A 7,722-nucleotide genomic window follows, 5' to 3' on the forward strand; every position below is an offset into this window, starting at 1 on the left:
TCATAAAACACCTCATTCAAATATATTTTTGAATGTATTCTAACATTAAACTTTGTAGATGTCAACTTCAGCTCCATCAAAGTATAGATAAGAAGGTAGAGATTGGACTGAAATATAGTGAAATGTATTAAAATTGAAAAAAGAAAAAACGCTTGAAATCAGCGTTTTTCTTATGTATTGATTCGTATTGAATGCTTACTTCACTTCTGTAAAAATTAACTTCTACACCTACAAAGCTTATTCTGACAGACTTTATAACAGTCTAAGAAAAAAAGCAGAGATGCATACAGTATCTAGATTTTAAAAAAATTCTTTATCATCAGATATTATTAACCAAACTATCCAAACCAAATCCGATGCATTGCTTCAAAGAATTCTTTAGTTGTTTGACTAGCGAGGTCTTTAATTAAAAAATTTTTTCAAATAATTGCCACATTGACACATAAAATTCTTGCTTTCTAAATTTAAGTGTGATATATTTATAACATAAAATTTAAGTGTGATATATTTATAACACAAAAAAGGAGTCTATCATGAAAAAAAGTCAAAAAATGCGTGGCCTCATTTCAATGATTGCCGTAGCTCTCTCTATTGATTTTATTGTTTTATTTGGTTCTAATCTTAGTTGGGGACCCAAGTTAGTTATTGTTGGTATTTCAGTGTTAAGTCAGATTGTAGCTATTTGGGGCTGGCTACATATGAAACCACGACCTCATAAGATTCAGAAGGGTAAGGGAAAGACTATTTTCGACTTGTCTGCTAAGCTTTACACGATACTTTTGTTTGCAGCAAGCATTTTTTATACAGTAGGGATTTGGGTTGCGACCCCAAGCGTAAGTTCTGGTATTAAAGAATGGATTTTGGGAATTGGCCTCGTTATTGAAGTGATTGTATTTGGTTTTTTCTCTTTGAAAAATGTCAAGGAAACTCCGGACGAACGCTTTTATGCTAATTTAGCCAAGGCAGCTAGCTTGATGTTTGTTTTTATACTAGGCGCACTGATAATCCTAGCAGTTATCATTGGGTATATGGGGTCTCTCTCTCTTTACATGGGCCAGATCTTTATTAGCATAGCTGCCTTGATTTGCATCTTTGCGGTTGTCTATCTTATCTTAGAACGGAGAGGATAAGCATGGCCAAAGAAAGCAAGATTATTACTAATCTCAAATCTGTTCGTGAGTCCACAGGCATGACCCAGCAGGAGTTAGCCGACCTCATCGGCATGCGACGCGAGACAATTCTGCACTTGGAAAATAACCGTTACAATCCTTCACTGGAAATGGCTCTTAAAATTGCTCAAGTTTTTAATCTGAAAGTAGAAGACCTCTTTGAACTCAGACAGAAAGAGGAAGCATAATTCTTTTCGAGATTTAGCATTAAGTTCATTGATTCATTAGGAATTGAAGCCAAAAGAAAAAATCCTTTGAAAATGTGCTCTTTTAAAATATAGTAATTCTTATGGCATTGCTATCACACCCAAGACCTATCTAAGTGCCTGGACCGTAAACTTTATTGCGGCTCTTCCTCTAAATTTCCTAATTGTTGGACCAATTGCCCGTTTTATACTAAGTTCTTTTCAGAAACCATTTACTGGGGAAGAAGAAGTTGATGATTTTAAAGATGATGATGAAATCCCAACTATTATCTAAGCCAGTTCTGTAAACTACTAATATTTGAAATCCCCTTTCTTTTACGGTACAATGGTAGAAATGAATTTTGAAAGGAATAACATGAAAAAATTAGCTACACTACTACTCATCTCAACATTTGCCCTCGGTGGATGTACAAGTATCCAACGTGCGCTTCGTGGAGATGATTACGTAGATTCTAAGATTGCTGCTGAGGAAAGTTCAAAAGCGACTGCCCAAGCAGAAAAAGATTTGAAAGACGCCTTAACAAACGAAAATGCTAACTTCCCTCAACTTTCTAAGGAAGTTGCTGAAGACGAGGCTGAAGCTATCCTCCACACAAGCCTAGGCGATATCCGTATCAAGCTCTTTCCAAAGTTAGCTCCACTTGCCGTTGAAAACTTCCTTACTCACGCTAAGGAAGGCTACTACAATGGGGTTACGTTCCACCGTGTGATTGACGGATTTATGGTACAAACCGGAGATCCTAAGGGAGATGGAACAGGTGGTGAATCTATCTGGCATGATAAAGACAAAACCAAGGACAAGGGAACCGGTTTTAAAAATGAAATCTCTCCATACCTCTATAATATCCGTGGTTCCCTATCCATGGCCAATACTGGTCAACCAAGCTCAAATGGTAGCCAATTCTTCATCAACCAAAGTACAACAGACTATTCTGCTAAACTTCCTACAAGTAGCTATCCTAAGAAAATTATCGAAGCCTACAAAGAAGGCGGAAATCCAACTCTTGATGGAAAACACCCAGTCTTTGGTCAAGTAATCGATGGGATGGACGTTGTAGATAAAATTGCTAAGGCTGAAAAAGATGAAAAAGACAAGCCGACTACTGCTATCACTATCGACAGTATCGAAATTGTTAAAGACTACGATTTCAGTAAACAATAACACCATTAACTATAACTATAAGGAGATGTTAAAATGATTCTATTTTGGGGGTCAAAAGGTTACCAAAAAGTGTTGGGACATACACAAACTGCTATCGAATGTGGTCATTGTAACAATCTTGGTACTTGGGAAATTACGGAATACGGACGTAAGTTTACTCTTTACTGGATTCCGCTCTTCCCTTATGGTAAAACCTATTTCGTTTCTTGCCCGATTTGTCACTACGGTAAAGAAATTCAAAAGTCTGAGATTGAAACCTATTTGAATTACTAGTCAAAAAGCCAAGTCACACAGACTTGGCTTTTTCCTATTCTAGTTTTGCGAGTTTCTCTTTTTATGCTAGATCATTGAAGTCCCAGATTTGATCCATCCAGCCTTCATAGAAGTCTGGTTCGTGGCAGACCATAAGGATAGAGCCCTTATACTCTTTTAGAGCTCGTTTGAGCTCATCCTTAGCATCCACATCCAGGTGATTGGTAGGTTCGTCTAGAACAAGGACATTGTTCTCACGATTCATCAAGAGACAGAAACGAACCTTGGCTTGTTCTCCACCTGATAGAACTTGAATCTGGCTTTCGATATGCTTCGTTGTCAAACCACAGCGGGCTAGGGCTGCACGAACTTCTGCTTGGTTGAGAGCTGGAAAGGCATTCCAAACAGCTTCTAAAGGTGTCTGGCGATTGCCACCTTCCACTTCTTGTTCAAAGTAGCCGAGTTCTAGATAATCACCGCGTTCAACTTCACCAGCAATGGGTGGAATAATGCCCAAAAGAGACTTCAAGAGGGTTGTTTTACCGATACCATTGGCACCGATGATGGCAACCTTTTGATTGCGCTCAAAGGTAAGATTTAATGGCTTTGTAAGTGGGCGGTCGTAACCAATCTGTAAGTCTTTGGTTTGGAAGATAAAGCGTCCAGGTGTGCGAGCTGGTTTAAAATCAAAGGACGGCTTTGGTTTCTCACTTTGAAGTTCGATAATGTCCATCTTATCCAATTTCTTCTGGCGAGACATAGCCATATTACGAGTAGCAACACGCGCCTTATTACGGGCTACGAAATCCTTGAGGTCAGCAATTTCCTTCTGTTGACGTTCATAGGCTGCCTCTAGCTGTGATTTCTTCATGGCATAGACTTCTTGGAACTGGTAGTAATCTCCAGAATAACGAGTTAACTGTTGATTTTCAACGTGATATACGATATTGATCACATCATTCAGGAATGGAATATCGTGCGAGATAAGAACAAAGGCATTTTCATAGTTCTGCAGATAACGCTTGAGCCAGTCAATATGCTCTGCATCTAGATAGTTGGTTGGCTCATCAAGAAGTAGGATATCTGGCTTTTCAAGAAGAAGTTTGGCCAAAAGTACCTTGGTTCTTTGTCCACCAGATAAGGCTGTTACGTCCGTATCCATACCATAATCCATGACACCAAGAGCACGCGCGACTTCGTCAATCTTAGCATCCAAGGTATAGAAGTCACGGCTTTCCAAACGGTCCTGAAGTTCGCCAACTTCTTCCATCAATGCATCAATATCTGCGCCCTCTTCTGCCATTTCCATATAAAGGTCATTAATCCGAGCTTCAGCTTTGAATAATTCGTCAAAGGCAGTGCGAAGAACGTCACGCACGGTTTGACCTTCTTTGAGAACTGCATGCTGGTCCAGATAACCTGCTGTCACATATTTGGACCATTCCACCTTACCTTCATCAGGTACCAACTTACCAGTCACGATGCTCATGAAGGTTGATTTCCCTTCACCATTAGCACCGACCAGACCGATATGTTCACCTTTTAGGAGACGGAAGGATACGTCTTCAAAAATCGCACGGTCACCAAAACCGTGACTTAAATTTTTTACTTCTAAGATACTCATTTTAATTCCTTATCTTGTTTTTATGTAGTAGTTTATAGAGGACCCAAGCCAGGTAACCACCCAAAGTGTTGGTCCATAAATCATCAATCTCAAAGACCCGATTGAAATCAAAGAAAAAGTCTAAAACTAGCTGTGTGCATTCGATTCCCAAGCTCAATAAAAAGCTAAACAAAATCACACGCTTCGTTTTTCTTAGAGCAGGTATAAGATAGAGAAGCTGGAAAATTAATGGGAAGAGCAAGAGGATATTTAAAGCATTTTGTAAAAAGATCCAAAAGAGCTGTAAAAAGCTGGTTACTTCTCCCAGATTCCAAAGGGAGTTAAAAGGCGTCAAAAGAAAAACCAGGCGTCCAAAAGTTTGAATACCTGGAGTTTCCACTCCTGTAGGAAGTTGAGGCTGGGGAGTAAAACAAAAACAGACGATACAAAGACTGTATAGCACGATTCCCAGGCCTAGTAATTTTTTTCGATTCATCTTATGGATTTACTTCAGCTACTGCTTTTTGGCGATCACGTTTCATGGTATTTGAACGCAATTGTCCGCATGCGGCATCGATATCTGTACCGTGTTCTTGACGAACAACACAGTTGACGCCTTTTTTCTTGAGTGTATCATAGAAAGCCATGACACGCTCTTTCGGACTACGACTGTATTGGTCGTGCTCACTGACCGGGTTGTAAGGAATCAAGTTGACATATGACAATTTCTTAATATTCTTGAGCAATTCTGCCAACTCAAGTGCTTGTTCAACTCCATCATTGACTTCATTAAGCATGATATACTCAAAAGTTACACGGCGGTTGGTTGTTTCGATATAATACTCAATCGCTGCAAAGAGTTTTTCAATTGGAAAGGCACGGTTAATCTTCATAATGCTTGAACGCAGTTCATTGTTTGGAGCATGAAGAGAAACAGCAAGGTTAACCTGGACTCCTTCATTGGCAAACTCACGAATCTTATGAGCCAAGCCAGAGGTTGATACGGTGATATGACGAGCACCGATAGCCATTCCCTTGTCATCATTGATGGTACGAATAAAGTTCAAAACGTTATTGTAGTTATCAAATGGTTCTCCAATCCCCATAACAACGATATGGCTAACACGTTCATCTTGTCCACGTTCGTCAAAATATTTTTGAACCAACATAATTTGAGCTACAATTTCTCCGTTATTGAGGTCCCGTTGCTTTTTAATCAAACCTGACGCACAGAAGGTACAACCAATATTGCATCCAACCTGAGTCGTTACACAGACTGATAAGCCGTAGTGTTGACGCATAAGCACAGTCTCAATCAACATACCATCTGGCAACTCAAAGAGATACTTCACAGTACCATCGGCTGACTCTTGAACGATACGTTGTTTCAAGGGATTGACTACAAACTGCTCGTTGAGTTTGGCAATCAAATCCTTAGACAAGTTAGTCATTTCTTCAAATGTCTGAACACGTTTACGGTAAAGCCATTCCCAGATTTGATCCGCTCGGAATTTCTTTTCTCCTTGCTCTAAGATCCATTCTTGCATTCCATGACGAGTTAAACTATAAATCGATGGTTTCATCTTTTCTCCTTATTTTCTAGTCTTTCTTACGGATGACGAAATGACGTTGTCCCTTTTCTTCATTCTGTGGTTTCTGCTCTTTACGACGACGTCTATTTCTCTTGTCCGTATGATTTCTTTTCTTATTTTGAGAAGACTTTTTCCCTTTACGGTTGTCTTTCTCTTCTTCTTTCTTGCGCATTTTTTGGTCAAATGGTGCTCGTTTCGGTGTCTCATTTTCTAAGACAAAATAGGCACATCCATAGCTACAATACTCGAGTAGATAATCTTGTAAACGACTGATTTTCTCGAGAGATTCTTCAGCTCGCTCATTCTTGTAGAATCCTCGCAAGCGCAACTGCTCATTGCTCCAGTCTCCTACAATATAATCATACTTGTTTAAAACTTCCGAAAAGCGTTGAGTAAAAGCTGTTGCATCAAAGGCTTCCTTACTATTTTCAACCAAGTTGAAGGTAAATCCTTCAGCCTCGACTTTATCTCCAGATAGATGAAATTCTGGACCAGGAAATTTATTGTAATTATATAATTCAGGTGCAATTTCTTTACGCATAATATTCCTTTTTAACGTTTACTTAATACTCTATTTTACCATATTTTTGCCATATTTACATCTTTTGATTTAAAATGAAAAAAGTCTGACGATTTCACCCTTTAATTCTATAAGACACAACTGTACTAAAAAGAAAAAACTGGGAAAACCCAGTTCTTAAGTATTATAGGTAAAGTAATTTGAAAAGTGCTACAGCGGCAATAGCAGCAGCAATCGGTGCAACTACTGGTACCCAAGCATACCACCATTTTGAATCACCCTTGTGTTCACCAAGGATTGATTTAGGAAGTACTGCGTGAAGAAGACGTGGTCCAAAGTCACGAGCTGGGTTCAAACCTGGTCCTGAAGGTCCACCAAGAGATGTTACCAAGGCCATTACTAGGAAACCAAGTGCCAAGTGCGCGATACCAAGACCTGGTGACAAGAATGGAGCCACTTGAGTTTTTGCTTGTTCAAGATATGTAGCGACTTGTTCTTGAGGAATTGTTTGACCTTGAGCAGTCGCTTGTGCCACTTGTTCATTAATCAATGCTTGAGCTTTTGTAACTAACTCAGCACCAAAGAAGTTCTTTGTTAAACCAAGTGCTGCAAAGAAAAGAACAAATGATCCAATAAACTCATTGATAAATCCGTTCACAGTTGCTGCATAACGTGATTCTTTTGTACCGTGGTCGATACTTGAAATTGTTGAGAAAGTACCCAAGATGTTGTTTGGGTTTTCTGTCTTCAAGTAGTATGGACGGTGAGTCGCAACAACCAAGGCTTGTCCGAAGATTGCTCCCAAAACTTGTGCGATGATGTATTGGGCTACTTGTGACCAAGGGAAGAGACCGCTAACTGCAAGTCCAAGAGTGAAGGCTGGGTTGATGTGGTTACCAGAAACGTTACCAAACATCAAAGCTGGGATCATAACCCCCATACCGTAACCAACAGCGATAACGAGCCAGCCACTTTGGTGACCTTTCGTACCTTTAAGTTCAACGTTGGCAACTGCACCATTACCCAAGATAATCAAGATAGCTGTTCCCAAAAATTCAGTGGCATATTTGACTGCCCATGCGAAATCCATTGATAGATTCTCCTTAATATTTTTTTGACAATCCCTATTCTATCAATTTTTAAAGCTTTTAGCAACAGATTTTCTAAAAGAATCCTATGGAAACGCTTTTATTTAGGGCTTTTAAAAAGGGAGTGCGA

General features: G+C 39.4%; 10 protein-coding genes. 5 read left to right on the top strand and 5 right to left on the bottom strand.

What is annotated here, in order from left to right; translation table 11 throughout:
• Positions 1–533: 533 nt before the first annotated feature.
• The 5 genes from HMPREF9423_RS07795 (at position 534) to HMPREF9423_RS07810 (ending at position 2,810) form a co-directional block, all read left to right on the top strand.
• Positions 534–1,130, top strand: coding sequence for a hypothetical protein (locus tag HMPREF9423_RS07795; protein WP_006148781.1), 597 nt, complete (start codon positions 534–536; stop codon positions 1,128–1,130).
• Positions 1,131–1,132: 2 nt separating this feature from the next.
• Positions 1,133–1,357: a helix-turn-helix transcriptional regulator gene (locus HMPREF9423_RS07800; protein WP_001041097.1), complete on the top strand. Its 225-nt coding sequence runs from the start codon at positions 1,133–1,135 to the stop codon at positions 1,355–1,357.
• Between the two features lie 106 nt (positions 1,358–1,463).
• Positions 1,464–1,649: a DUF2798 domain-containing protein gene (locus HMPREF9423_RS12015; protein ID WP_029689707.1), complete on the top strand. Its 186-nt coding sequence runs from the start codon at positions 1,464–1,466 to the stop codon at positions 1,647–1,649.
• Between the two features lie 81 nt (positions 1,650–1,730).
• Positions 1,731–2,537, top strand: a complete 807-nt coding sequence (locus HMPREF9423_RS07805; protein ID WP_006155588.1) for a peptidylprolyl isomerase — start codon at positions 1,731–1,733, stop codon at positions 2,535–2,537.
• 33 nt (positions 2,538–2,570) lie between these two features.
• On the top strand, positions 2,571–2,810 hold the full coding sequence (locus HMPREF9423_RS07810; RefSeq protein ID WP_006148783.1) for a zinc-ribbon domain-containing protein: 240 nt from the start codon (positions 2,571–2,573) through the stop codon (positions 2,808–2,810).
• 61 nt (positions 2,811–2,871) lie between these two features.
• On the opposite strand, the gene HMPREF9423_RS07815 is transcribed toward HMPREF9423_RS07810, so the two are convergent.
• The 5 genes from HMPREF9423_RS07815 to gla form a co-directional block, all read right to left on the bottom strand.
• Positions 2,872–4,413: an ABC-F family ATP-binding cassette domain-containing protein gene (locus HMPREF9423_RS07815; protein ID WP_006148784.1), complete on the bottom strand. Its 1,542-nt coding sequence runs from the start codon at positions 4,411–4,413 to the stop codon at positions 2,872–2,874.
• 1 nt (position 4,414) lies between these two features.
• Entirely contained in the window at positions 4,415–4,888 is a 474-nt protein-coding gene (locus HMPREF9423_RS07820; protein WP_006148785.1) for a VanZ family protein, read from the bottom strand.
• 1 nt (position 4,889) lies between these two features.
• Entirely contained in the window at positions 4,890–5,975 is a 1,086-nt protein-coding gene (rlmN, locus tag HMPREF9423_RS07825) for a dual-specificity RNA methyltransferase RlmN (protein WP_006148788.1), read from the bottom strand.
• 16 nt (positions 5,976–5,991) lie between these two features.
• On the bottom strand, positions 5,992–6,525 hold the full coding sequence (locus HMPREF9423_RS07830) for a YutD family protein (RefSeq protein ID WP_006148789.1): 534 nt from the start codon (positions 6,523–6,525) through the stop codon (positions 5,992–5,994).
• Between the two features lie 163 nt (positions 6,526–6,688).
• Positions 6,689–7,594 carry an aquaglyceroporin Gla gene (gla, locus tag HMPREF9423_RS07835; protein WP_006148790.1) on the bottom strand — a complete coding sequence of 302 codons (906 nt, stop codon included), beginning with the start codon at positions 7,592–7,594 and terminating at the stop codon, positions 6,689–6,691.
• Positions 7,595–7,722: the final 128 nt, after the last annotated feature.

Origin of the sequence: Streptococcus infantis ATCC 700779, from assembly GCF_000187465.1 — a bacterium.
In the GTDB taxonomy this organism is placed as follows: Bacteria; Bacillota; Bacilli; order Lactobacillales; family Streptococcaceae; genus Streptococcus; species Streptococcus infantis.